The sequence below is a fragment of the Fibrobacter sp. genome (assembly GCA_017503015.1).
Taxonomy (GTDB): domain Bacteria; phylum Fibrobacterota; class Fibrobacteria; order Fibrobacterales; family Fibrobacteraceae; genus Fibrobacter.
This window is the reverse complement of sequence record JAFVTX010000050.1, coordinates 35,428-58,203: the sequence shown is the minus strand read 5'-3', so window position 1 is coordinate 58,203 and position 22,776 is coordinate 35,428. Positions and strand designations below refer to the sequence as shown.

General features: G+C 51.0%; 20 protein-coding genes, 3 tRNA genes and 1 pseudogene. 7 read left to right on the top strand and 17 right to left on the bottom strand.

The features are described 5' to 3' along the window. Positions 1-36: 36 nt before the first annotated feature. A complete protein-coding gene (locus tag IKB43_09280; GenBank protein ID MBR2470320.1) occupies positions 37-915 on the top strand; it encodes a biotin--[acetyl-CoA-carboxylase] ligase in 879 nt (292 codons plus the stop codon). Here the strand turns inward: IKB43_09280 and IKB43_09275 are convergent, their stop codons facing one another. The 5 genes from IKB43_09275 to IKB43_09255 form a co-directional block, all read right to left on the bottom strand. Further along, on the bottom strand, positions 916-1,143 hold the full coding sequence (locus IKB43_09275; GenBank protein MBR2470319.1) for a hypothetical protein: 228 nt from the start codon (positions 1,141-1,143) through the stop codon (positions 916-918). Continuing rightward, on the bottom strand, positions 1,130-2,023 hold the full coding sequence (gene ubiA, locus IKB43_09270; GenBank protein ID MBR2470318.1) for a putative 4-hydroxybenzoate polyprenyltransferase: 894 nt from the start codon (positions 2,021-2,023) through the stop codon (positions 1,130-1,132). Before ubiA ends, IKB43_09275 begins: the two co-directional genes overlap by 14 nt. A 106-nt stretch (positions 2,024-2,129) precedes the next feature. After that, positions 2,130-2,714, bottom strand: coding sequence for a UbiX family flavin prenyltransferase (locus IKB43_09265; GenBank protein MBR2470317.1), 585 nt, complete (start codon positions 2,712-2,714; stop codon positions 2,130-2,132). After that, entirely contained in the window at positions 2,707-3,405 is a 699-nt protein-coding gene (locus IKB43_09260) for a ubiquinone/menaquinone biosynthesis methyltransferase (GenBank protein MBR2470316.1), read from the bottom strand. Before IKB43_09260 ends, IKB43_09265 begins: the two co-directional genes overlap by 8 nt. 21 nt (positions 3,406-3,426) lie before the next feature. After that, complete coding sequence (locus tag IKB43_09255) at positions 3,427-5,841, bottom strand: CotH kinase family protein (GenBank protein ID MBR2470315.1); 2,415 nt, start codon at positions 5,839-5,841, stop codon at positions 3,427-3,429. A 162-nt stretch (positions 5,842-6,003) separates the two neighbouring features. Between IKB43_09255 and IKB43_09250 the strand changes: the two genes are divergently transcribed. Then, positions 6,004-6,076: transfer RNA gene (locus tag IKB43_09250), tRNA-Phe, on the top strand. 63 nt (positions 6,077-6,139) lie between these two features. Here the strand turns inward: IKB43_09250 and IKB43_09245 are convergent. Further along, complete coding sequence (locus IKB43_09245) at positions 6,140-7,252, bottom strand: HD domain-containing protein (GenBank protein MBR2470314.1); 1,113 nt, start codon at positions 7,250-7,252, stop codon at positions 6,140-6,142. Positions 7,253-7,316: 64 nt separating this feature from the next. Between IKB43_09245 and IKB43_09240 the strand changes: the two genes are divergently transcribed. Then, positions 7,317-7,397: transfer RNA gene (locus IKB43_09240), tRNA-Ser, on the top strand. A gap of 114 nt (positions 7,398-7,511) precedes the next feature. Here IKB43_09240 and IKB43_09235 read toward each other — a convergent pair. The 9 genes from IKB43_09235 to IKB43_09195 form a co-directional block, all read right to left on the bottom strand. After that, positions 7,512-8,222, bottom strand: a complete 711-nt coding sequence (locus tag IKB43_09235) for a hypothetical protein (protein MBR2470313.1) — start codon at positions 8,220-8,222, stop codon at positions 7,512-7,514. A gap of 149 nt (positions 8,223-8,371) precedes the next feature. Beyond that, entirely contained in the window at positions 8,372-9,079 is a 708-nt protein-coding gene (locus tag IKB43_09230; GenBank protein ID MBR2470312.1) for a ComF family protein, read from the bottom strand. A 143-nt stretch (positions 9,080-9,222) separates the two neighbouring features. Continuing rightward, positions 9,223-10,461, bottom strand: coding sequence for a carbohydrate binding domain-containing protein (locus tag IKB43_09225; protein ID MBR2470311.1), 1,239 nt, complete (start codon positions 10,459-10,461; stop codon positions 9,223-9,225). Positions 10,462-10,493: 32 nt separating this feature from the next. Then, positions 10,494-11,342: a TIGR02147 family protein gene (locus IKB43_09220; protein MBR2470310.1), complete on the bottom strand. Its 849-nt coding sequence runs from the start codon at positions 11,340-11,342 to the stop codon at positions 10,494-10,496. 101 nt (positions 11,343-11,443) lie between these two features. Further along, positions 11,444-12,010: a GNAT family N-acetyltransferase gene (locus IKB43_09215; GenBank protein ID MBR2470309.1), complete on the bottom strand. Its 567-nt coding sequence runs from the start codon at positions 12,008-12,010 to the stop codon at positions 11,444-11,446. A gap of 182 nt (positions 12,011-12,192) precedes the next feature. Beyond that, positions 12,193-12,276, bottom strand: a tRNA-Leu gene (locus IKB43_09210). Positions 12,277-12,329: 53 nt separating this feature from the next. After that, positions 12,330-13,079, bottom strand: a complete 750-nt coding sequence (locus IKB43_09205) for a hypothetical protein (GenBank protein MBR2470308.1) — start codon at positions 13,077-13,079, stop codon at positions 12,330-12,332. Beyond that, positions 13,076-13,588: a hypothetical protein gene (locus IKB43_09200; GenBank protein MBR2470307.1), complete on the bottom strand. Its 513-nt coding sequence runs from the start codon at positions 13,586-13,588 to the stop codon at positions 13,076-13,078. Before IKB43_09200 ends, IKB43_09205 begins: the two co-directional genes overlap by 4 nt. A 6-nt stretch (positions 13,589-13,594) precedes the next feature. Next, positions 13,595-14,383 (bottom strand): hypothetical protein, encoded by a 789-nt coding sequence (locus IKB43_09195; protein ID MBR2470306.1) that lies wholly within the window; start codon positions 14,381-14,383, stop codon positions 13,595-13,597. A 34-nt stretch (positions 14,384-14,417) separates the two neighbouring features. Here IKB43_09195 and IKB43_09190 point away from each other — a divergent pair, with 34 nt between their 5' ends. After that, entirely contained in the window at positions 14,418-15,662 is a 1,245-nt protein-coding gene (locus tag IKB43_09190) for a hypothetical protein (protein MBR2470305.1), read from the top strand. An 11-nt stretch (positions 15,663-15,673) separates the two neighbouring features. Here IKB43_09190 and IKB43_09185 read toward each other — a convergent pair whose 3' ends face one another. Beyond that, positions 15,674-17,062 (bottom strand): sugar porter family MFS transporter, encoded by a 1,389-nt coding sequence (locus tag IKB43_09185; GenBank protein ID MBR2470304.1) that lies wholly within the window; start codon positions 17,060-17,062, stop codon positions 15,674-15,676. 568 nt (positions 17,063-17,630) lie between these two features. Next, positions 17,631-19,742 (bottom strand): annotated as a pseudogene (locus IKB43_09180) (DUF4859 domain-containing protein). Positions 19,743-19,960: 218 nt separating this feature from the next. Here IKB43_09180 and IKB43_09175 point away from each other — a divergent pair. From IKB43_09175 to IKB43_09165, 3 genes are all read left to right on the top strand, one after another. Then, positions 19,961-20,806 carry a TIGR02147 family protein gene (locus tag IKB43_09175; GenBank protein MBR2470303.1) on the top strand — a complete coding sequence of 282 codons (846 nt, stop codon included), beginning with the start codon at positions 19,961-19,963 and terminating at the stop codon, positions 20,804-20,806. After that, positions 20,803-22,164, top strand: a complete 1,362-nt coding sequence (locus IKB43_09170) for a LamG domain-containing protein (protein ID MBR2470302.1) — start codon at positions 20,803-20,805, stop codon at positions 22,162-22,164. Before IKB43_09175 ends, IKB43_09170 begins: the two co-directional genes overlap by 4 nt. 73 nt (positions 22,165-22,237) lie before the next feature. Beyond that, a complete protein-coding gene (locus IKB43_09165; protein MBR2470301.1) occupies positions 22,238-22,396 on the top strand; it encodes a hypothetical protein in 159 nt (52 codons plus the stop codon). Positions 22,397-22,776 lie beyond the last annotated feature (380 nt).

The window sequence follows — 22,776 nt, the reverse complement described above, 5'->3', positions numbered from 1 at the left end:
GAATTCGGATTTCAGAATTCGGAATTGACGCCTAACATGTATATATCTGAACGCAAATTCACGGATTGGCAACTCACAGGTTTTGGCAATGCGCCCGCCCTGCTTTTTGAAACTCTTGAAAGCACCCATTCCCTAATGAAGGCAATGGCCTCTGCAGGAGAAATCGCCCCCGGCACTCTGATTGTAGCCGACACGCAGACCGCAGGTCGAGGCAGGCACGAACGCACCTGGGACTCCCCCGCCGGCAGGAACCTCTATTTCAACATCCTGATTCCGCTAGAAGGGATTTCTCTTTCTTCAGCGCCTCAAATCACCCAGGTGGCGGCCCTTACCTTTGCCGAAGTTTTCAAAAACCTGCAGGACGATTCTAACGTACAGGGACGTGGCAATCTGGACATCGGCAAGGTGTCCGTCAAGTGGCCAAACGACGTTCTCTGCGGCAAGCACAAGTTCTGCGGGATACTCACCGAATTAGTTTATATCAAGTCCGCGGAGTCGAGTAGCGCGTCAATCCCAGCCGTCAGCATGGGAGTCGGCATCAACGTGAACAGCGATCCCGCTGATTACGCCCATCTGGGTCGAGCTGTTACGACGCTCAAGAATATATGCGGGCAAAACATCAACCGCGAAAAGCTCTTACAAATGCTCGTAGCAAATCTGGAACGGGCCATCGGACAATTCAAGGCATTCGGCATCCGCCCCTGGGTCGCCGCCTGGCGCAAGATGGACCAGTTCATTGGAACTCAAGGCACTATCGTCGTAAATAACCGCTGCACCGACCAGAATCGTGAAAACGGCGCGGGTGCGCAAAGAAAAAAAGGCCGCATCATCGACATGAACGATGACGGCAGCCTACGGTTTCAATGCGACGACGGAACCGTCGAAACGGTGTACAGTGCAGATCTGGAAATATAACTACAGTTTCCGCTTAAAGTAAAGGCTTCCGCCGAGGGAAACTGCCAGCACCACAATCATGGCGGTAAGGCCCATTTCGGCCAGGGGCTTCTGTTCGCCGGCAATACCCGTTTCAATCAGGACTATCAACACCAAGGCAATAACGGCACTTACAGAACCCATCTGCTGAAACATCTTGATTTTATCTTCGGTGCTAAACTTTCCGTCGGGGCGTTTAATAAAGGGCATCGACGTTACCTCCCATGCAAATCCACACAATAAGTCCGACCATCACCAACACGCTGATAGCCACGTTGGCCAAAAAGAAATCCCTATTCATGGCATCCAGGTCATCGGACTTTCGGAACAAATGGATATAGAGGATTGCCGCGGTCATTAGGCCCGTCACCACCCACCAAGGGGCTCCCATACTCCAAAACACGCCAAAGAAAACGCATAGGGCGAGCATGGCCACATGACTCCAGAAAGCTATCTGCAGGGCACGCTTGCGGCCGAACCGGGCCGGCACCGAATGGAGGCCCATCTCTCGGTCAATTTCTTCGTCCTGGGTAGCGTAGATAATGTCGAAACCGCCCATCCACAACATCAGAATCACCAGGAGAAAAATCGGGAACACGGCAAACTCGCCCCGGATGGCTATCCAGGCTCCCAAGGGGCTCATTCCGATAGCAAAGCCCAAAAACCAGTGGCAAAGCCAGCTAAAACGTTTCCAGTAAGAATAGGACAACAACAACAACCAAACGGGCAAAGCCAGCAGGCCGGCGAGAGGTTGCAAGAGTGCCGCAAATAAAACGAACAGTACGCCGTTTACGGCCAGAAAGGCAATAACCGACGCCTTGCTGAGACGCCCTGCAGGCAAGTGGCGCCCTGCGGTACGCGGGTTCTTGGCATCGATATCGGCGTCGGCTATGCGGTTAAAGCTCATGGCGCTGTTGCGGGCGGTCACCATACAGCCCACAATCAACGCTACAATCTTGACCGCCTCTGCGGCATCCATGCCGCGGAAACCCCGAGCCGCGACCCACATGGAACCTATGGCAAAGGGCATCGCAAATAGCGAATGGCTAAAGCGCACCAAGTGACCGAACTCTAGAATTTTCTTTAACATAAATCATTTATCGCTTATTCAAGACTTGGGACTGGATCCTGCTCCTTCGAACCTAACGCGACTATGGGGCTAAAGCCCCAAGTCTTGTATATCGCCCCTACGGGGCTCAGGATGACAAGTGGGTGTGCGGAGATTCCCATGGTTTCACAATCCCGGCACAGTCCACAGCCGAACCCGCCCCCAAATGCTTCAGGATTTTTGCCACCACAGTGTCCACAAGTTCCTCAATGGAGGTCGGCCTGCTGTAAAACTGCGGCGAAGCCGGAATTACAACGGCTCCTGCACGGGTCACCCGTTCCATATTCTCCAGGTGTATCAAGTTGTAGGGCATTTCCCGAGGAACAATCACCAGCGCCCTGCGCTCCTTGAGACAGACATCAGCACTGCGCACCAGCAGGTTGTCGGAAGTTCCTGCCGCAATACGGCCCAAGGTACCCATGGAGCAAGGCACCACCGCCATACCAGAGTAATCGGCACTTCCGCTGGCACATTCCGCAAAAAAATCGTCCACATTGAACACCCGGTCGGCATAGTCAAAAAGGGCGCCCAGTCCTTCGTATTCCACCACGTCGCGTCCAGGTTTTGTCACAATAAGTGATACTTCGTGACCAAACTTTTTCAAATACATGGCCGTGCGGGTCGCATAAATTGCCCCGCTGGCCCCAGTTACCCCAAGGATAAATCTAGCCACGGAAAGCCTCCAGAGGTTTTTTCAAGAAAACCCCGTAAGAGATTCCTCCGTTGAAACTCTTCACCTTCGCCACCTGGAATCCGCATTCTTCAGCCATACGGCAAAAGTCCTTCACAGGCAAGAAACGCTTGATAGAATTTACCAGGTACTCGTATGCCTCTTTCTTACCACTAAAGAAGGCTCCAAACAGCGGGATAAAAATCGGAGCCAGAACCCCATAAAAGAACCGATTGAACGGATTTTGTGGTGCAAAGAATTCCAGTACGCACAGGTAGCCCCCAGGCGCAAGAACACGAAAGCTCTCTTGCAATGCCCCACGGGCGTCGGGGACATTGCGCATTCCAAAGCCATTCAAAACCACATCAAAGGATTCATCCGCAAAAGGAATCCGCATAGCGTCCAGTTGCACAGGAATCGCCACAGTCTTTTTACCCGACACTCCTTTCAACATGCCAAAGGAAAAGTCTCCAAGTACGGCCACATCTGGCCGGCCATTGAACTTTTCAAATGTTACCGCAAAGTCGCCCGTGCCACCGCAGAGATCAAGCAACCGACGACCAGCTCCGTATTTTTTCAACTGACGACAGCAATAGCGACGCCACAGGATATCTTGGCCACAACTCAGGAAGTGGTTCAAGAAATCATAACGACCGGCAATGCCGTCGAACATTTTACGAACGGGGCTAATCACACGGCAAATGTAGAAAAACTACTACTTACTAAAGTTGGCGGTGTAGGTGGCACCCGCCGCAGGCGTCACAATACGCGGATTGTCCGTGACGCCGTCACTCCAACCCGTAAACATGCCTCCTGCAGCAGGTACTGCAGTCAATTCAATTGCATTGCCAGAAAAGAACTGTCCCGCATAAGATGAGGAAGGCAGTTTCATTCCGTCCACTAGCACCGATCCGCCCGAAGCATTGATGTTCACGGTAATCATGTCGCCCAAGCCGAACTTTTGCTTGTAATCACTAATCACCGTACCATCGCGATTTGTCGCCCAAGTTTTCATACAAGACCCAGAAATACTGAACTTGTCCCCACAGGCGTTATAGTAATCCCTACGTTCCATTTCGTCAAGGTCTCTCGTAGTCTCGTCACTATTCAATGTTTGTGCCATAGCCTCCAAAGTTGCCTTGACCCTGTTCGAATTCACATAGTTCTGGAACAAGATTGCAGAGCGATTAATGAACAGACGCTTAAAGTTAGCATTCTTGATTAGGTGATTGAAAATACTAGCAAAACTTCTATTATCAGTCTCATGTTTGCATCCGCCAGAAGCAATCCAATTGAACATATTGGTTCCAGTCGCTTGCTCATTTGTAGAGAACTCTCCACAAGCAGTCCAGCTCCAATCCATTCCATGATCCAAATCATATACCATAAACTTGTATGGTTGGTCAGGGCTACGCCAAGCGCGCACGTTGTTTCCCGGCCAGTCTCCATTGTGCATATAAATTTCAAAAGCCATGTATTCTGCAAAGCTGCCCACATCCATCATGGTCTTTACGGTAGCATAATCGGCATCCGAAACAGCATCGTTCTTGTTTACCAAATCCAACAAGTCCGTCCAATTACTTGTAGAGCCCATGTTGCTGGAAATATCATGTCCCAAATGTTTAATAATTTCTACTGAGTTGGCATCTATACCGTAGTTAGTTTCCACAAAGTGCTTGTTTTCACGTTCGCGCATATCATGGATTCCATAGTACTTGCCATTGTAATACACAACCACCTGGCGACTTCTTTGATAATCTACGTTTGTTCCTTCAAGCAAAGCTCCCGCCATGGCGTCTTCCAAATAGTCACTCACATAGCGGTTACCATTGTTGCGCAAGTTAAAGCCCCTAAAGGTATTTGCGGTCTCCTTGCGAGTTTCAAATAACGGGTAGTGGATTTTTCCATCCTCATATTCTTCACGCATCACGATGGCTACAGATTTCTTATTCTCCAAGCGGCTCCAGTTACCCATTAAGGAAATGCCAGCATTCACGCCAAATGCAGGGCCATCTGAGCTACTGCCATTTGGGAAATATTCCACATGCACCGGCAGTTCCACATCTTCGAACAATCCGGTCGGAGCGCACTTAGGGCCACAACCATCGGTACTAGCATGCACATAATGTTTCTGGAAGAATACAGGATCTACACTGACTGCCACCACAGGCATCTTTACCGTCTCACCTACAAAGATTGTCTTGGTAATAACCTCCTTTGTAAGGGTTCCGTTCTTGAAAGCAGAACAACGGAGCGGCGTATTCTTGGAGAACGTTTTGGGGGAATTAAATTCTTCCGAAGATGCCGTAGGCGCAGATCCGTCCGTGGTACAGCGAAGGGTCACGCCAGCTTCTACACTAGGCGGGTTAATCGTCACTTCCGGGCCATTGTAGAAACCGGACTTGATAGAACTAAAATCTACCGACGGAGCCATACCATCATACGCCGTAGCCTCTGTATTCGGTTGTTCTGGAGTCGGCGTACCAAAATACTTCCAATCGCCTCCATCTACAATTCCCCAGCTAACGCCACCGGCTAGTTCAGGATAAGCGACTGAATCACGAATCCCATTACTAGGATCAACTAGGTAAATCGTTCCGCCCTTTTTGTCCATCTTCCAATTGGTGTGGGGACGACTGCGCAAAATCTTACCATCAGCATTCTTACCGTCAGCAATTCCAGCTACAGACGAAATATTCTTCTTGTCACAGAATATCGTGCGGAATGACTTGGCGGCAATCACTTCGTCACCCATCACCCACTTCTTGGGCTCCTTCAGATTTTCTACCAAAGCCCAGCCCTTGAGGTTCGCAGAAACTGTACCGGCATTATAAACTTCTACCCAAGACGGATCGTCTCCATCCATGTCAAGCCAATCCAGGTTGAGGGACGCAATTTCGGTAATAACCACTGCAGAATTGCCAATCCAGCGCAAGGACGTATCCGGATACACGGTCACCGTATCCTTCACGTAAATGGTATCCCCAGTTTCTGTAATCACTCGAGTATAACCGGCACTGTCTCCTGGAGCAGTCGAGGAACCGGAATTCACCGTATCCCCATTTTCGGAGCCCTCTTCAATCGGTTTGGTCGCACCTCCACCATTGGAACAAGCAAAGAAACACGCCATACAAAGTACGGCTAGGTACAATTTGAAAATACAACTATAGATATGCATTGCAAGTCCTCTATATACTACCTAAATTTATATGTTTTTTCCAAAAAATGCTAGTAATATTCTATTTACCCTTGACAAAACGCACACTATCATCTATTTTTGGGCTACCAAATTGGTTCTGTAGCTCAGTTGGTAGAGCAGTGGACTGAAAATCCGCGTGTCGTTGGTTCAATTCCAATCGGAACCACGAAAAGCTTCGGTTTAACGACCGAAGCTTTTCTTTTTCTTACATTTCATGATTACCCGCCAATCAGTGACGGTAAGGCCCGTAAAATTCGTCCCAATGGGCCAAAAGCAAATCCACCAACTCTGGCTGAAATTGCGTTCCACGCTGAGCCCTAAATTCCTCACGAATCCGTTCTTCGGGCCAGGGTTCCTTGTAACAACGGGGGCTGGACAGGGCATCCAGCACATCTGCCACTGCACAAATCCGACCAGCCAGGGGAATCATTTCCCCCTTTAACCCGCGGGGGTAGCCCGTGCCGTCCCAGCGTTCATGATGGGAACCGGCAATGGCGGAGGCAAACCGCAAAAGCTCCCTCTTTGAAGTCTTGAGCATTTCTTCGCCAATGATGGAATGGGACTTCATCACCCCGTATTCCACCTCGGAAAGCTTGCCGGGCTTGTTCAGCACAGAATCGGGAATACCAATTTTCCCCAAGTCATGCATAGGAGCGGCAAGCCTGATGCGTTCGGCCTCTTCTTCGGAAAGACCATAGTGTTTGGCCAGAATGTAAGATATTTCCGCCACCCGCTGGATATGGTCCCCCGTCTCCTGACTGCGGTACTCGGACGCCTCACCCAGGATATGGATAATTTCACGCTGGGTAGCCTCCTGCTCGGCAATCAGGCGGGCGGATTCTACGGTTTTTGCGGAATAGACGGCGGTAAGAATGAGGCGTTCTAGATCTTGGCGAGAAAACACCGGCATGTTTCCTTGCTTGTTGATGGCCTGAAATGCCCCCATCACAGTTCCTTCCGTATCAAAAAGAGGGACGGTCAGCACGGACGTGGTGTGGTAATGAGTTTTTTCATCACTGCGACGGTCAAACCTGGGGTCTTGGTAAGCGTCCTCTATCAGCAGAGGCTCCCCAGTCCGTACGGAATATCCAACGAAGCCTGCATCCAGAGGAATCCGGAGCTGGTCCACCCCGTGAGCCACCTTGGTCCAGAGTTCTCGGGTATCTTTATCAATAAGCCAAAGGGAACAGCGATCGGCAGACACCATGGAACGGCCTAAATCGGCCATGAGAATCAACAGATTGTCCATTTTTCGTTCTGCCGCAATCTTCGGCATGTACGAAAACAGCAAATCTAGAATCCGACCTGATTCCATAGAGTTGTCGTCACATTCTCCCTTCATGGCGCCAAAGATAGAAAAAGTGTTGACAGTGACCCTGTAGTTTTTTATTCTTTACCCGCCCTTTGGAGGAATAGGCTAATTGGTAAGTCAGCGGTCTTGAAAACCGCCGCCGTCAGGCTTGGGGGTTCGAGTCCCTCTTCCTCCGTAAAAAAACGCCCCATGAGGGCGTTTTTTCTTTTGTTCGCTAATTTTACATAAGGGCACTTTTCTTTTTCAACCTCCTTTTCATAGTAGGTCGTAAACGAGAACCTCACGATCCCTAAAAATTCCACATGGCTCCTACAGTAGGCACTACCGTGAATCCGCCATCGCTCTTGTCGGACTTGAAGGTATCCTTGCGATTGACATCGTCGTTGTCATATTCGTCAGTAAGCAGCCACACTGCAACAGGTGCCCAACGGCCGCCCACAGAAGCGAACACGCCCACATGATTGCCGAGAGCCTTACGGACAACCAAGTCGCCACCAAGGGTCAGGGCACCAAGCGTCACAGATCTTGTCCAGTCCACCTTTCCAAGGTCCGGATGCTTGTAGGTTTCCGTGTCCCTCGTAAACACGGAGCCTTCAACACCGACTGTTGCGAAAACGGCAACGGTCCAGTCCGGTGTATTCACGAACCCGTAGCCAAGCCCGACTTCGCCCGCAACGTAGGTGCCAACATCGGCATCTTCCTTTTCGTTGTACTTGACATCGTCCGTAAACGTAGCGCCAGAACTCAAGTCCGCACGAACCGCAAAGCCGCTCTTACTGATTCCCATATAACTGAGGTTTAGCCCAGCGCTCACCAGGGAGAAATCCGATCCCTCTACATTGTACTTAGAGGCGGGAACCGTAACACCAGCACCCACGAAATGTGTCCAACTCTTGTCTTTCGGCTGGGCGACAGGCTGGGGTGTTGTAGTCTGGACGTTATCGGCGGCAAAAGCGGTAGCGGCAGCGAGAATAGCAGCAGTAAAGAATGTCTTTTTCATGATGAACCTCCTTTGAATTAGATTCTTGTTTGTTTACACCTGTAATATACCCACAAAAATTCATCAAGTCAAATGCATTATTTTCATCAAAACAATACATTTATATTATCAGTTCTCACAACTCATTACTCACAACTCAAGACTCATCACTAATCCACCTTCCAAAAGGCCCTTCGGTCAGCCACATAATCCATCGTAGCGCTAAGGGGCATATCGTAAAGCAGGGTGCATACCTTCGTATTCAAGGGAAAATCCTTACCTAAGGCATCAAGGCACGCACCCGTAGTCGCCCCAGTGGTATAAACATCATCTACAATGATTACCGTCCCACAAGAAGGGAGTTTTCTTGGAAGCGCCGGTTCAAAGGCACCTGCCACATTTTGCTGCCGTCCCTGTTGGGAGAGTTTTGTCTGGGACACCCTAAATGTCTTGCGCTTTAACCAGCGACATACCTGACCACCCGTCAACGTAGCCAAAGCACGAGCTATCATTTCTGCCTGATTATAGCCCCGTTCACGAAAACGGGCCCTATGGAGTGGCACCGGCACAAAGTAAAGCGGCCGCACAAATTCCGGAAACAAGTTTTCAGAGCGTCCCTGCATAACGCAGGAGTGCTTTACCAGGTATGTCGCCATTCCGGGAATGCCCCGGTATTTCAACAGGTGTATTAACCGTCGGGTCAATTCTTCCATAGGGAACAGGCAGACCACATCGTCCGAAGGATGTCGAGTCTCCTTTGAAAGCCCGACAAGGGCCTTCCGGCATTCAGGGCACAGCCACGGGTCAAGATTCTCCGAAGCAGAACCACAGCCAAGGCATTCCATTCCAAAAACAAGATTGGACCAGGATTCAAGCATATTTCCTCACAAAAAAGAGCATCTACTTGTATAGACGCTTTTTTCACCGAAAACATGCCTAAAAATCTTCAGATTTTTGAAATTTTACAATCTAACGAATGCAAGATGGCGGATCAAGTCCGCCATGACGAAAGAAAAACGCTTTATTCTTGCAGGCGGTAAATCTTTACGGCCTTGATGTAGAAGGTCCGTTCTTCACCGCCAAGGTTCAGTTCAAAGCGGGCGAAGGGGGTGCTCTCCTTCGGGACAAATTCGATTTCTACAGACTTGCCCGAAGTTCCCACATCTACATGTTTCTGGAAGCCGATGGTCTCGTAATCATCGTAGGCACCGATTCTGGCGGTAATTTGCCCCTCTACATCGGACCAGATGGTAAACACGCACTTGTACTTTTTGCCGGCAAGGAGAGCCACATTTTCTTGAATGAGTTGAACACTATAAGAATACTTGCCACCTTCAGTCACCTGGATTTTTGCAATCTGCTCTCCATTACCTTCCTTTTTTACAGAGGCAATGGATTTTCCGTCGAACTGGTCAAAGACAATCCAACCATAAAAATCCTTGGAAAAATCCCCATTCGTAATGGTATTATCACTCAAGGAACCAATTATTCCTTCCCAAATGTCCAGGACATAATCCTCAGAAGTATTACCATCGACAGCGGTGTATCCGTATCGAAGCGGTCTGAAGCTGGAGATGAACTGTTGGTTCAGCTTCGCCCATATTGAAGCATTACGCGCCTCATCAAGATAGACAACACCATCCTCTGCAACCTCGACCGTAGAGAAATCTATTCCATCTACAAAATAGCGGGGATAGAACACTACGGACAAATTCGCAGCACTGTCCGAAACCTTTTCTATCTGAGAGTGGTGATACCGTAATTCAAACTGTTCGAACCAAGAGAGGGAATACTGGACGGGAACATAGTTGCCGTTTATCAACAACCTTCCGCGGATGTCGGACATTCCTTTAGCCGGCCTAAAGGAAACACCCATCTCTTTCAAGTAACCCTTGTCTTCCAATTGTATATTCTTGAAAGGCTCTGCCACCTGGTCGGCGTCAGTAAAGGAAACCTTCAAGGAAGAATCCGCAAGATCTTCACCGGGCCAAAGCTGCACGCCCTTTGCCACATCGATGTCTACTGCCACATAGTAACTGGAGTAAGAGCGGACCTCAAAGAAATCCAAGGCGAAGGAATCCAGCAGCAGAGGTTCATCCTTGGCAGCCGCCTTAGCAAGAGAATTAGAGGAAATTTCGGAATAATCAACAGAGAAATCTGCCGTAAAGGCCAAGGACGGGTTCCCGATTTCGATACCCGCCACAGACTTATCATCACTAGAACAAGCCACAAAAGCCATGGCAACACCCGCCATAGCCATCAAAACCCCAAATTTAAACCCCGCAAAGCGCATTACATTCCTCGTGTTAGGGGGAACAGCTGGATATTAACCTGAACTACGTCGTCTCCTTCTCCAGCATCGGCTGAAAAATCTAGTAGTTCTTTGCGCATTAGTTGGATTTGTTTTTTCAAATTGGGGAAATCTTTGCGCCTTATGCTGAAAGTGAGGGCCGAAAAGTCCCTGTCCTGGCTTGCCAGTTCGGACAACTTATCCCTAGACATCTCCAACATCTGCTGGTGGTACTGCTTTACCATCAGGTCCTGGACCTCGTCATCGGTAGTGATCATAGGGTCCCGCTGGCGAAATCCGTTGGCCGTCTTGACCAGGAGGCCAAGTTCCAGAAGGAGGTTGAAGGATTCCTGCACCTGGGCAGGAGTCACCTTGCCATCGAGACGCTTGGAAACCCAGTCGGGAATAGGGCGGAACCCCTTCAGGGACACCATTTCCAGAATGACGGAATGGTGCCATTCCCTAAAGATACGGAGCTGGGCCTGGTCCATCTTGTGGAGCTTAGAATGGGGGCTAGCCTTGACCAGTTGCTCGTAATAGACCTTCTTTTCTTCGTCGTCGGTGGCCTGGTTAAAGAACACCAGGTTCTCGAAGTAAGTGGCCCGCTGCTTAATAAGTCCGAGACCGTGGATAAGCTTTGTGACCGTACTCTTGGTAATGTTTCTCTTGCCGTCGATAGTCAGTTTCAGGTGGGCGTGACTGGAAAGTCCCGCTTTTTCGGCAAAAAAACGCAAACTGAAGGCCGGCTGGGTCTTCTTCTTGTATTCGTAGTAGTCCCGAAGATACACGCGAAAATTCGTGTATTGCAGCACATCGGGCTCTGTCAATTTTACACTTTCTCCATTTTCCATACCCTAAAAATAGAAGTCTAGGGGGGCAAAGGCACTATCCGATGGTTAAATATCGTTTACCTAAGTAACCAGATTAGGAATTAGAGACTAGGATCTAGGGGCTAGTTATCACAAGCAAGTTTCGACAGGCGCAGGTGGTCGTGGAATTGTCCACGCAGGCATTCAAAGTCCCTAGAAACGCCTTCTTCCTTGAAGCCGCACCGCTTGGCAAGAGCGATGCTTGCCTTATTTTCTACAGAAGCCGTAATTTCCAGGCGGTTCAATTTCAAGGCTTCGAAGCAGAACTTGCTCAGGAGGTTCAGGGATTCCGTCGCGAGGCCGCGACCTGTAAAGTTCTGCCCAAGCCAGTAACTGACAGTGGCCGAGCGGTGCTCTGGATGAACCCAGCCGATAAAGATGCAGCCCGCAAGACTATCCCCGCCGGCGGTTTTCTCAAAAACGCCCCAGCAGGCTCCGTTACCCATCTGGGCCTGCATCTCCCAGGTTTCCAGACGGTCCATAACGTCTTCGACGGAATTACAATCAGGAGGCCAGGGCAGGAACCGCGAGAGATGCTCGCGGGAAGCATCAATCAGGCGGTAAAGACCTGCCGCATCAGGTTCGTGTAGCACCCGAAGAACAACCCGCTCGCCAGGCAGTTCCGTTTCGGGAATTTCGTCTAGAATCATGGGCTGAAATGTAGGAAACAGGTTCGAGGTTCGAAGTTCAAGGAACGTCATCCTCGCGTAGGCGAGGATCCATACACAGATCTCGCCAGTAGATGCCCGCCTTCGCGGGCATGACAATGCTGGTGTTATCAACAGAATGAAGAAAACAGAAAAACCCGCCGAACGAGTCGGCGGGCCTTCAGTGCGGATGAAAGGACTTGAACCTTCATGCCCTCGCGAGCACTAGAACCTGAATCTAGCGTGTCTACCAGTTCCACCACATCCGCGTGGTGCACCAAATTTTGAAAAAAAAGCCCGTTTTGTCAAGGGGGTAGCCCGATTATTTCTTGAAAGGGAACGCTTCCCGAATCCAATCCAGGTGGTGGCCTTGCCAATAGCTCCAGTCATGCTCCCCAGAGGGGTCATACCTCAGGTCGCAGTCCGCCCCCACATTCCTGCAAAAATCCTGAATCCAGGGGATTGTCTCCGACGGAGGATAGAGCCTGTCGGCACCGCCCTGCAAAAAGCGCCACCTTCCAGAGTTCATCTTAGGAAATGCCGCAACAGCGGGGGCCTCCCCCAACAGTTTGCCATAGGAACTTACCAAAAGCCGGTTCTTCACCCGGCGTTTCCCGTACATAGAATAAACCAGAACCCCAAGAGAGCCGTCAGAGACGCCCACAAGGGAGACCTCTTCTACAAATCCCCTCCGCCTCCTGGCAATGGAATCCAGGGCCGCATCCACCGCAGAAACCATAACCTCCGTCGCCCAATGGTTTTCCTTGCAGGCCGAAGCGCTCAACACCACCACATCCAGGAAAATATCTGAAAAGGCCTCCCCCGCCACCAAGCCCTTTTGACAGTTGCCGCTGGTCATGCCGCCGTGGAACCAGACCACCACATCCTTTTTCGCTGCATGTCCAGGAAACGACGCCTTGGCCTTTGAATCGTATTCAGGCCACCAGATTCCAACAGGTACCCGCAACACAGTGCCGGTAGCCTTTGTCGGCAGAACCGAAACCGTCAAGGGATCCCGACTAGCCCCGAGGGCCAGGGATACGGCAAGCAACAGCACCCAAAGAGGTTTCATCTTTTGTTTCTTATGGCGAGGATAAAGAATATCAGGAAACCGACAGAACAGACCCCAATGATTCCAAGGGCTATCAGGGAGTTGACCAGCTGGTATTCCGACACCGTTTCCCAGTCCAGTTCACCGTAGGTCGAGGCCAAGGACTTGACGATATAGCGGTTGTCAGACAGCCTAACGGCACTGATTTCCAGAGGAACATCCCCCACGTTGATGGCGGCAAAGCTGAACCAATCCGACATTTCGTCCAGCATTTCTTCTGACGCGTACAGGACAAAGGTAGCGCTGTCGTCACCGTTTATCCTAAAGAAAGTCTTGTCCAAAAACGGAACGTTGCTGCCTCCAAAGACGCTCGGGATAGCGGCATAGGAGACCTGTCCATAAAAAAGGTGTTCTTCCTTGAAAAAGCTCTGCAACACAGGCCCCGCGTAGGACACGCACCAGACCACCGCCAACAAGAACAGCAAGGCAAAATTGAAATAGATAGAGCGTCTTGAACGAAATCTGGGCATCGAAAACTATTGCTTGGAACGGAACATAAAGAAAAATGTAGCTAAAAGAAGCACCAAGGTCAAGAAGTAGAAGACCAGGGGAATCTTTGCGTTCAGGGCGATTTCGTTTAGCCGTTCCATCTGGAAAAATTGTATGAGTTCCTCGCTGTTCAGCATGGCGGCATCGTTGTCGATGCGGGCCCAGGCATGAGAAAGATCCACGTTGATGTTCAGAAGCATATCCAACTGGGGCGTAATACTATCCGGAAGTCCAAGACCTTCGGGCCGCACCACCGGGAACCCCGCTCTGGCAGAATCCAGAAGTTCCCGGACCACGTATTCCTGGTTGTCGGGCAGGCTGTTTACCACATAAGACAGTTGCTGCCAGGAACTCAGCCACTGGGTCCTGACCGTCAAATAACGCCTGGCCGTAGAAACCTTGCCCAAGACCTCCCGCTCGAAACGGCTTACCAAAGCAGAACTCGGTCGCTCAAAACCGAACCCCTGCAGCTCGTCCATCTGGCGGGCGAAGGATACCGCCATTTCCCTGAGGGTCATGGTCTCGGACAAGATTCTCATGGTGTCCAGACCGTAACCGCTACGGGCTCGTTCCATATCCTTTGAAAGCCTGGCGTCCAGCAGCTGAAAGTCCGAAAGGGACTTGATGTACTGGGAATAAAGGACCATCTGGGGTTTCTGGGAAAGGGAAAACAATATAGTGAGCCCTACCGTCAGGGCCACCACCATCCATACCCAGGGAGTTTTCAGCTTGGAGCGGAAAGTTTCCTTGATAGACTTGTTTTTCAATTCTTCCACAAAAAGAAATTACCTTTTTTCTACCTTGAATGCCATGAGATTCCTCCATTTTGCCACTTTTTTTTGTGTTTTCGCCTTCTTTTGCGGCTGTACCGTAGAAAGAGCCGAAGAACAGGTGGTGGAACGACACGCCAACGGGGTCAAGAAAACCTCCGTATGGGTGTATCCCGACGGCGAAATCCTGAAGCGGAACGAGTGGTACAACAACGGAATCAAGGAATTCGAGATCCCTTACAAGGACAACGTTCCCCACGGTGAAATCAAACGCTGGACCGGGCTTGGAAACGTTGTGATGGTTGGCCAGTACAAAAAGGGCAAACGCGAAGGCAAATGGACCAGTTATTACGGCGACAAGAAAGTGGAAGCGGTCCGTTATTACAAAGACGACCACCCCGTAGGGGACTGGGAAGGGTTTCATTACAACGGCAACAAGGCCTTCGAGGAACATTACAACGACAAGGGCGACACCGTAGGCGTGTGGAAAAAATGGTCCAAGAACGGAAAGATCCAAGAAGAAAACAGCTGCCATGGTGGCGACAGTGCGGGAATCATCATGGAGTATTACGAGAACGGAAAGCGAAGACATTCCACGAGCTGCCGATACGGAGTATTTAACGGGCCGCAAATCACCTACGCCGCAGACGAAAAGAATTCCTGGCTTGTTACAGAAGGCTACACGGACGGCGTGCTGGATGGCCCTCGTGAATTCTACCTTCCTTCCGAAGACGGGTTACTCCCCTACAGACGGGAGCGTTGGAAAATGGGAGCAAGGGATTCCGTCTGGCGGCTGGACGACGGCCACCTGCACCTTGTAATCGAAAGCGAGTTCGTGAACGGGACGGGAATCGGATACGGCCAGTGCGAATACAACTACGGGATGATTTGCGCCGAGACATCCTTTGTGGCGGGCGTTCCAGGCGGGACCCTGGACAGTAGCGCCGTCTTGGATCGCGCCGTCAAGGGCGCCACCCTGTGGTACTACAAGAAAGGGCACGACCTGCGTTACGAAGAAATCTGGGAAAACGGCGAGATTGCCATAAGCCGGAGTTTCTACCCCGACAGCCTAGGCGGGAAACTTGCAAGCGAAGCCTTCTGGAAAGAGGGCAAGCGGAACGGAATTTTACGCAACTGGTACAAAAGCGGCGTCCTACGAGATAGCCTCTCCTTCGTAAACGGCGAACGCGTCGGCGAACAGTTCAGCTACGACAGCACGGGCAAGCTTACCATCCATAAGACAGAGGCCGGCAAGAACCGGCCCGTGATTATGCACTTGCATTAATCAATTCGCAATTACATATCTTCTAGCTGTTTACCCTTGGTTTCCTTGATAAATTTTGCCACGAAGAAGATGCTGAATATGGCAAAGAACGAATAGATACCGTAGGTGGGACCAACGCCAAAGCCGTCTTCGCCCGTGAGCACGGGGAATGTCCAGGTGACCACGAAGTTTGCAAACCACTGGGCCAACCCGCAAATGGCGATGGCGATAGTGCGGATACGATTGTTGAACATTTCGCCCAGCATCACCCACATCACAGGGCCCCAGGTCGCCGCAAAGAAGGCGATGTAGAGGTTTGCCGCTATCAGGGCCACAAAGGCAGCCGAATCAGACAGGGCTGCGCCACCGCTACTCATAAAGCAAATCGTAAGGGTACTCAAGGTCACCGCCATGCCAACGCTACCGATAAGCAGAAGGGGTTTACGGCCTAGCTTGTCCACAAGCAAAATGGCGGCAACGGTCATCACCAAGTTGATGGCGCTAGAAATCACGCTGGTGAGGAACGCGTCGCTTTCACCAAAGCCCACACTCTGCCAGAGCATGGTGCCGTAGTAGAAGATAACGTTGATGCCAACCAGCTGCTGCAAAATAGCAAGGCCCAAGCCAGCCCACAAAACCGGAGTGATCCGCTCCTTCTTGTTAATGACCTCCAACAAATCGGTGAACTTGGCGGGCTTTTTATTGCTGAAGGAACCCTGAATCTTTTCAACCTCTTCGTCAACCCCTTCGGGATTGATCTTGGCAATGACTTTCTTGGCTTCGTCCAGAAGCCCTTTGTGAATCAGGTAACGGGGCGATTCAGGGAGCTTCCAGGCGGCATAGCCGTAAATTACCGACGGGATAATTTCGACCCAGAACATCACCTGCCATGCCTTGATGTGGCCGAACATCGGATTGTTTGCCGAACCCGCAATGCGTACGATGAGGTAGTTCGAAAGGAGCGCTACAAAAATTCCTATCACGATAGCGAACTGTTGCAATGAGCCCAAGCGTCCACGCAAGTGGGCTGGCGCAGTTTCTGCAATGTAGATCGGTGCGATAATGCTTGCCATTCCAATACCGAGCCCCCCGATGATACGCCACATAATAAAGTCCGGGATGCCAAAAGGAATGCCCGACCCGATTGCGCTCAACAGGAACAGGTCTGAAGCAAAAAGCATACAACGCACGCGGCCGAAGGCGTCGGCAATCCGCCCGGCAAAAAACGCACCGATAGCAGCCCCAATAAGGGCCAGGGAGACAGACCAGGCCAGTTCATAGTCCGTCGCGTTAAAGTGTGCCTTTAACGCCCCGTTTGCCCCGTTGATGACGGACGAGTCAAACCCGAACAGAAACCCGCCAATGGCGGCGGACAGGGTTATGAGCACTATGTGTTTCATTTGCGGATTTGCGTTGGACATCAGGCCTCCCTTGAATTGAACCATCTTCTCTAATATACCCGCTTTGCGCCAGAAATGTCACACGATAGTATTATTTTTACAAAAAATGATATTCCAAATTGGAATAATACGGGTCCCCGTGTCCCATGGATAATTTCGGGACCCGATAGCAAAGTCTTTAGCGTGTAATGCTAATCGGTCTTGCCTCACGGTAACTGCCGGAGGAAACCTTTACGATGTACATGCCCGCAGGTAGCCCCGCCAAGTCAAAGGAATACGTGTGCACTCCGGCATTCAACCGGCCCGTGATTTCTTGCGCCACAAGGGCGCCATAACCCGTAAACAGGCTGATTTTCACGTTGTCCCTCTGGGGGAGCGAGTACTGCACCATAATCATCCCGTGCCGGTAAGAAACCCCCATGTTCCTCGCCGGGCCGTTCAAGCCATCCATAAGGACCGCCATCCCGCTGGTGACGGCACTTGACGAACTTACATTTGCACCGCTCGACGAACTCGAAGCCGCTAGCCCGGCTGAAGACGAAGCAGTAGAACTGCTGGACTCTTCCACAACAATCTCGGCACCATCCTTGCCGTTAGTGAGCGTCACCGAAACCCTAAACAGCACCTGTTTCCCGTTATAGGAAAGCCCCTGCGTAAAACTGTAGGTCTCGCCATTGTTCACGCGGTTGGGGTAATGCCCAATAGAAAGCGTTCCCTTGGAAACATCCGCCTCCGAAAACACATAGGCTTTTTCGCCCCATGCCACCACAGAACCGTCCTTGCCAAACCAATGTCCAGGTTCCTTGGCCGTGGATTTCGTGACAACCGTGCCGTCGGATTCCTGGGCAAAGAAAGTAGCCTGGGAAATAGTCAAAGCGGAAAGCCCCAACTTTGCGGCCACCTCGGCCACGTCAAAGTTTACAGTGACGGGAGTGTAGTTGTCATCTATGGGGAGCGACACCTTCACGTTGTATGTATCGACTCTGCCGATAACGACGCTACTGGAACTTGCGGGCTGCGCAGAGCTGGAGGAACCGCCCGGTGTTACCACACTGGAAGAACTGCTGGATACCGGCGTTCCCGAAGAACTGCTCGACGTGGGAGTGGGGCTATCGCCAATTTCAGGCCAGTCATAATCCAACTTAAAGTCGTTGTAATACTTGGTGTACGCATCACCTGCACCGCTGATGCCACTTTCAAGTTTCAACTTGTAGTCATAGTGTTTTTTTCGTATTTCCGTATTGCCCGTATATTGGAAGTCGGTATTCACAACCACGGCAAAGACCATCTGCGTCCCGCCTGTCGAAGAAGGAGCCTTGTCAAGCCGAAGCGTCGCCGTGCCTTCACCGGTAATAGGTTCGCTGTAAACGGGGGTCCCATCGGTGGCGCGATAGCAAATCAAAAAATTCATGTTGGTATTGTTGGAATTGCTGCCGTTCGGGTAAAAGCTCACACTCACCTGCTTGGCTCCGCTCTGCACCTTGAGCGGGATATAGTTCGCGCCCGACCAGCCCGGAGTAATGTCCTGGTTCGGGACGAGGTAATCGCCGTTCGCGGTCACGCTCTGGTACGGTGTCATTTTCCAGGTGTAGCTGTAGTTCTTGTTGTCCCAATAATCCTGTTCCCAGTAGGTATTGCTACCAAAATTATTATTCAGCAGGGACTTGATCTCGTTTGACCATTTCTTCATGTCCAGGAGTGCAAGCCTTGCGCGGAATTCTGTAATCAGGCGACGAACGCCCGCTTCGCCGAGCCCCTTGTCGAGGGCGTACGTTTCGAGCAAGTACTTTGTTTTGCCGTAAGCATTCCCGTAAATCCAGCGGACAGATCCCGTACCCAGCCAAGTTCCCATGAAGGTGGGGAAAATGTTGCTGTACTGCGAGCCACCCAAGAGGTACCTCTGATTCTTGCCCGTAACACCGCCATTATCGGCACCACCGCCCGGACCACCGAACGTGCCGTCAATCAGCCAGCCCGAATATGTTTCAATCGGCATGAAGGGAGCGATGACCGTCGCCGCATTCAGGAACCCCATGCCGCTGTAAACGCCATCACGGTGACTGAACATATCCTGCTGAATCCATGTGTTACCCGCTTCCTGAAACCAGTGCGCATCCTTTGCACCGGGGTAGCCGTTCGTCATCGAGTGTATTCCCTCGTGAATCATCGCATCCATCTGCGCCACACGATCGTGGTAAGGGCAACTCGTATTGAAACTGTACAGCGGATAGAACGAGGCTGCCACGGCCGTGTAGCCCGCAACCCATGTCTGCCAACCGCCCGTCGTGTCTTCCTTTGCTCCACCGGCACATGTACCCGAGCCATAGTAGTAAACGGCACTGTATTGGCCTTCTTGCGCCTGGGCATCCGGCGCCCAGCCCATCCCATTGTACAAATACTCAAAGTCAGTATCGTACTTCTTGAGAATTGAATCAATTGTCACGTCAGTAATGCGGCTGTCGCGGTCCTTGCCCCAATAAAACGCCCACCATTTACCGGCCTTCTTTCCGGTAACGCCCGAACAATTGTTATTGAACTTGGTCGGCGGCTGAATGTCGCCCAGATTCGATTTTGTGTCGTAATCCAAGTCGCTGCGGTAGCCGGGCCATGTGTAAGCATCGCCATTGGCGGCAAATACATCCGCTCCCATTCCGGCGACAAGTGCCGCCAGCATAATCCATCCTGTCATTTTTTTCTGCATAAATAACACTCCTGACATTGTCCTGCGCAATAAATAGAATCCCTTTGCCCCAAATCCCAGTTTTTTGTCACCTGTAGAAAAAGATTCCGTGTTAAAAGCGTGTAAAAAACCTATTTTCGCCTCCATTTGTGTAATTTTTATTACACACTAAAATCAAAAACACTAAATATTTACAAAATTTATTGATTTATGTGTAAAAATTTTATATCTTTTGGAGCGTGAGTATCGCACTGGAACATCTATTCGACTACGACGATTTCCGCAAGTTCATGCAGGATTATTTCGAAGAGCAGAAAAAAATGCGCTCCGTGTTTTCCCACCGTTTCTTTGCGGCAAAAGCCGGATTCAGCAGTTCCTCTTACTGCCTGAATGTAATTCGCGGGCGATTCAACCTTACGCACAAGTCCATCGAGAAAATTTCGAAGGCCATGGACTTCGAGCCCCTGCAAAAAGAATACTTCGAGGCGCTGGTGCAATACAACCAGGCAGAGCAGGTGGACATCCGGGAGCAGGCGTGGAAACAGATTCTGCAAATCCGCAAGCAGATCGAGTTCACCCATGTCACCACCCGCGAGCAGGCTTACTTTAGCAAGTGGTACTACCCTATCATACGCGAACTCGCCGTTGACCTGGACTGGCACGAAGACTACCGCGTGCTGGCACGGTCGCTCACGCCGCAAATAACGACAGAAGAAGCCCGCAAGGCGGTGAAAAACCTGCTGGAATGGGGACTCTTGAAAAAAGAGGGCGACCGCTACGAACTGACTTCGCAAATGCTGGACGCCGCAGAAATTCCACCCATTGCACTCCGGCAAATCCGACACGAGTACATACAGCACGCCATAGGTGCAGTGGAATCCATGCCCAAGGACGAACGCTTTGCTACATTCACGACCCTTGCCATGAGCAAAAGTTCCTATGACTACGCCGTAGAAATTCTTGAGGAAGCCCGCAAAAAAATTATAGCCCGCGCGTCCAACGACACCAACGTGGAGCGTATTTACGAAATGATGCTTGTGGCGTTCCCGATGAGCAAGATGCTCACGAAGGAGGACGAAGGATGAATCGTTTGATAGTTTGGCTTAGACAACCTTGCCGTGGGTGGATGCCCACCCTTGCTGCACCCCTTGTCCTCCTCGCTTGTTCAAACAGCAACGATGTGGCTGGCGGCGTTACCGATATCGGAAATTCTGTTGCACAGGAACCAGACTCGGTAGTATTCTGCGGAACCGTAGTCAACATGCAGGGCAAAAAAATGCCCGCCGCACGGCTTGCGCTGTATTGGGACAACGGCATTGAAATTGTCGATTCCCTGGAAACCTTTGCCGATTCCAACGCCCAGTTTGAATTCAAGATGCCCGCCGACGATGAACATATCGGCAAGCAGGCCACGCCGGAGCTCTACCTGTACGCCGAATCGGGTGCACTTTCGGGCCTTTCTCTCCCGCCAACTCAAAAGACAGAGGAAATCCGCATCGGCACAAACAAGGCTGTCCGGGGAAGCATTTCTGGTGCAACGTCTGGATTGGTCCGTATCGGCGGAACACGCCTCATGGCCGAAGTGCAGGCAGACGGATCCTTCCGTTTCGATTCGATTCCACCCGGCATACAAGAAACGTTAATTTATTCAGAAAGTGTTTCGGTGACGGGTTACATCCCGTTCTCGATACAGGACGCCGGCGACACGCTGGTACTTCCGCAACTGGAGAACTACGGAGGACACCTTTGGAATCCAGACCTTGACCTGCTTGGGGAAACCTACGGATTCACATCTTCCCACGCCGACGACGTAAGCGGGGCCAATACCGGATGGACCACGATAGACATCGAAATGAACGGCGACGAATACGTGTTTGACCACAACGGAAAAATTGCAGACAGTGTAAATTATGTAGAGGGCGTAAGCGGCAATGGCGTACTGCTTGAACCGGGGCAGTATATAGACCTGGACACCCTCAACCCCACTGGCGGAGACTTCACCCTTTCGCTGTGGACAAAATGGAACGGTCCAAACGGAGAGCACCAGGCCCTGTTCTGCCAGCGCGCCTACTGGAGCGATTCCACGTCGCGGTTCCAGTGGCATTTTGAGTCGAACACCGGTTCATTCACCGTAATGAAAAGTATGCCCAACTATCCCGAAGCCATTTTCTTCGGCGATTCAAGCAGCGTCCCTGTGGGAGAATGGGCGTTCCTCGTACTCGTTTCGAAGGACCACATGGTGAGCATGTTCGTAAACGGCAAGCCCGTAGGCAATGCACAGGAATTTGTTCCAAATGACCTGAACCGGAGCGTTCCATTCCGCGTGGGCGGCAACGAAATAAGGACCGAGACCTGGAATGGCGTAATCGACGGCGTAAGTATTGAAACCCGCGCCCGCAGCCCCGAGTGGATAAGGGCAAAATACGAAAAAAGCAAGCCCTAGAAAGAACGCTTTTCGCTCCTTTTTCTATCTTTACGCCCGAAAATTTAACGTTAGGTTGCGTTGGCGATGGATTGTGCAATCCCTTCGGCAAGCTCAGGGATCTTACAATGTCGGTGAGCCTGTCGACCCGCTCGATACCGAAGGCAAGTTCACCGACAAGGTCCCGATGTGGAAGGGGGAAGGCTCCCCCTCGCTGCAACCGCCTGGCAGCGTTTTCCGCTACCCCTTCTAGCGGGCGCTCAGACGCCGCACCCGCAACGCCCCGCTTACCCCCACCCGCCCAAAATCCTCCTTAGGCTTTACAATTTGGCTCAAAATAGCCGTTTTCTTCACAAAATCGTCTATTTTTGTAAATTTGCTGAGCGTTTTGCCCATATTTAAGTTATTTTTAGAGAGTGAAAGAGTTTTTGCTCTTGTTCTCTAGATGAAATGTGCAAATTTCAAATAGACGGGAACAGGACGAACGCTCACGCAGGTATGCCGTTTTTACGGTATGCTTCAGTTTGTCGTGCCGACTTTTCGGTCGGTTTTTGGTCGTATAGACCAAGGGCAACAGCCCGTTTGGGGCGTGGGTCGTTTGTGTTTATCGTCTATTAGGCATGCACAGCCTCA

Coding starts and splice junctions, on each gene's coding strand:
- IKB43_09185 (MBR2470304.1), bottom strand. CDS start 17,062: ATGTCCAACGCAAATCCGCAAATGAAACACATAGTGCTCATAACCCTG.
- IKB43_09230 (MBR2470312.1), bottom strand. CDS start 9,079: ATGCTTGAATCCTGGTCCAATCTTGTTTTTGGAATGGAATGCCTTGGC.
- IKB43_09245 (MBR2470314.1), bottom strand. CDS start 7,252: ATGAAGGGAGAATGTGACGACAACTCTATGGAATCAGGTCGGATTCTA.
- IKB43_09200 (MBR2470307.1), bottom strand. CDS start 13,588: ATGCCCAGATTTCGTTCAAGACGCTCTATCTATTTCAATTTTGCCTTG.
- IKB43_09275 (MBR2470319.1), bottom strand. CDS start 1,143: ATGCCCTTTATTAAACGCCCCGACGGAAAGTTTAGCACCGAAGATAAA.
- IKB43_09205 (MBR2470308.1), bottom strand. CDS start 13,079: ATGAAACCTCTTTGGGTGCTGTTGCTTGCCGTATCCCTGGCCCTCGGG.
- IKB43_09255 (MBR2470315.1), bottom strand. CDS start 5,841: ATGGCGTGTTTCTTTGCTTGTTCCAATGGTGGAGGTGCGACCAAACCG.
- IKB43_09235 (MBR2470313.1), bottom strand. CDS start 8,222: ATGAAAAAGACATTCTTTACTGCTGCTATTCTCGCTGCCGCTACCGCT.
- IKB43_09215 (MBR2470309.1), bottom strand. CDS start 12,010: ATGATTCTAGACGAAATTCCCGAAACGGAACTGCCTGGCGAGCGGGTT.
- IKB43_09280 (MBR2470320.1), top strand. CDS start 37: ATGTATATATCTGAACGCAAATTCACGGATTGGCAACTCACAGGTTTT.
- IKB43_09225 (MBR2470311.1), bottom strand. CDS start 10,461: ATGGCTATGGCGGGTGTTGCCATGGCTTTTGTGGCTTGTTCTAGTGAT.
- IKB43_09220 (MBR2470310.1), bottom strand. CDS start 11,342: ATGGAAAATGGAGAAAGTGTAAAATTGACAGAGCCCGATGTGCTGCAA.
- ubiA (MBR2470318.1), bottom strand. CDS start 2,023: ATGTTAAAGAAAATTCTAGAGTTCGGTCACTTGGTGCGCTTTAGCCAT.
- IKB43_09190 (MBR2470305.1), top strand. CDS start 14,418: ATGAGATTCCTCCATTTTGCCACTTTTTTTTGTGTTTTCGCCTTCTTT.
- IKB43_09170 (MBR2470302.1), top strand. CDS start 20,803: ATGAATCGTTTGATAGTTTGGCTTAGACAACCTTGCCGTGGGTGGATG.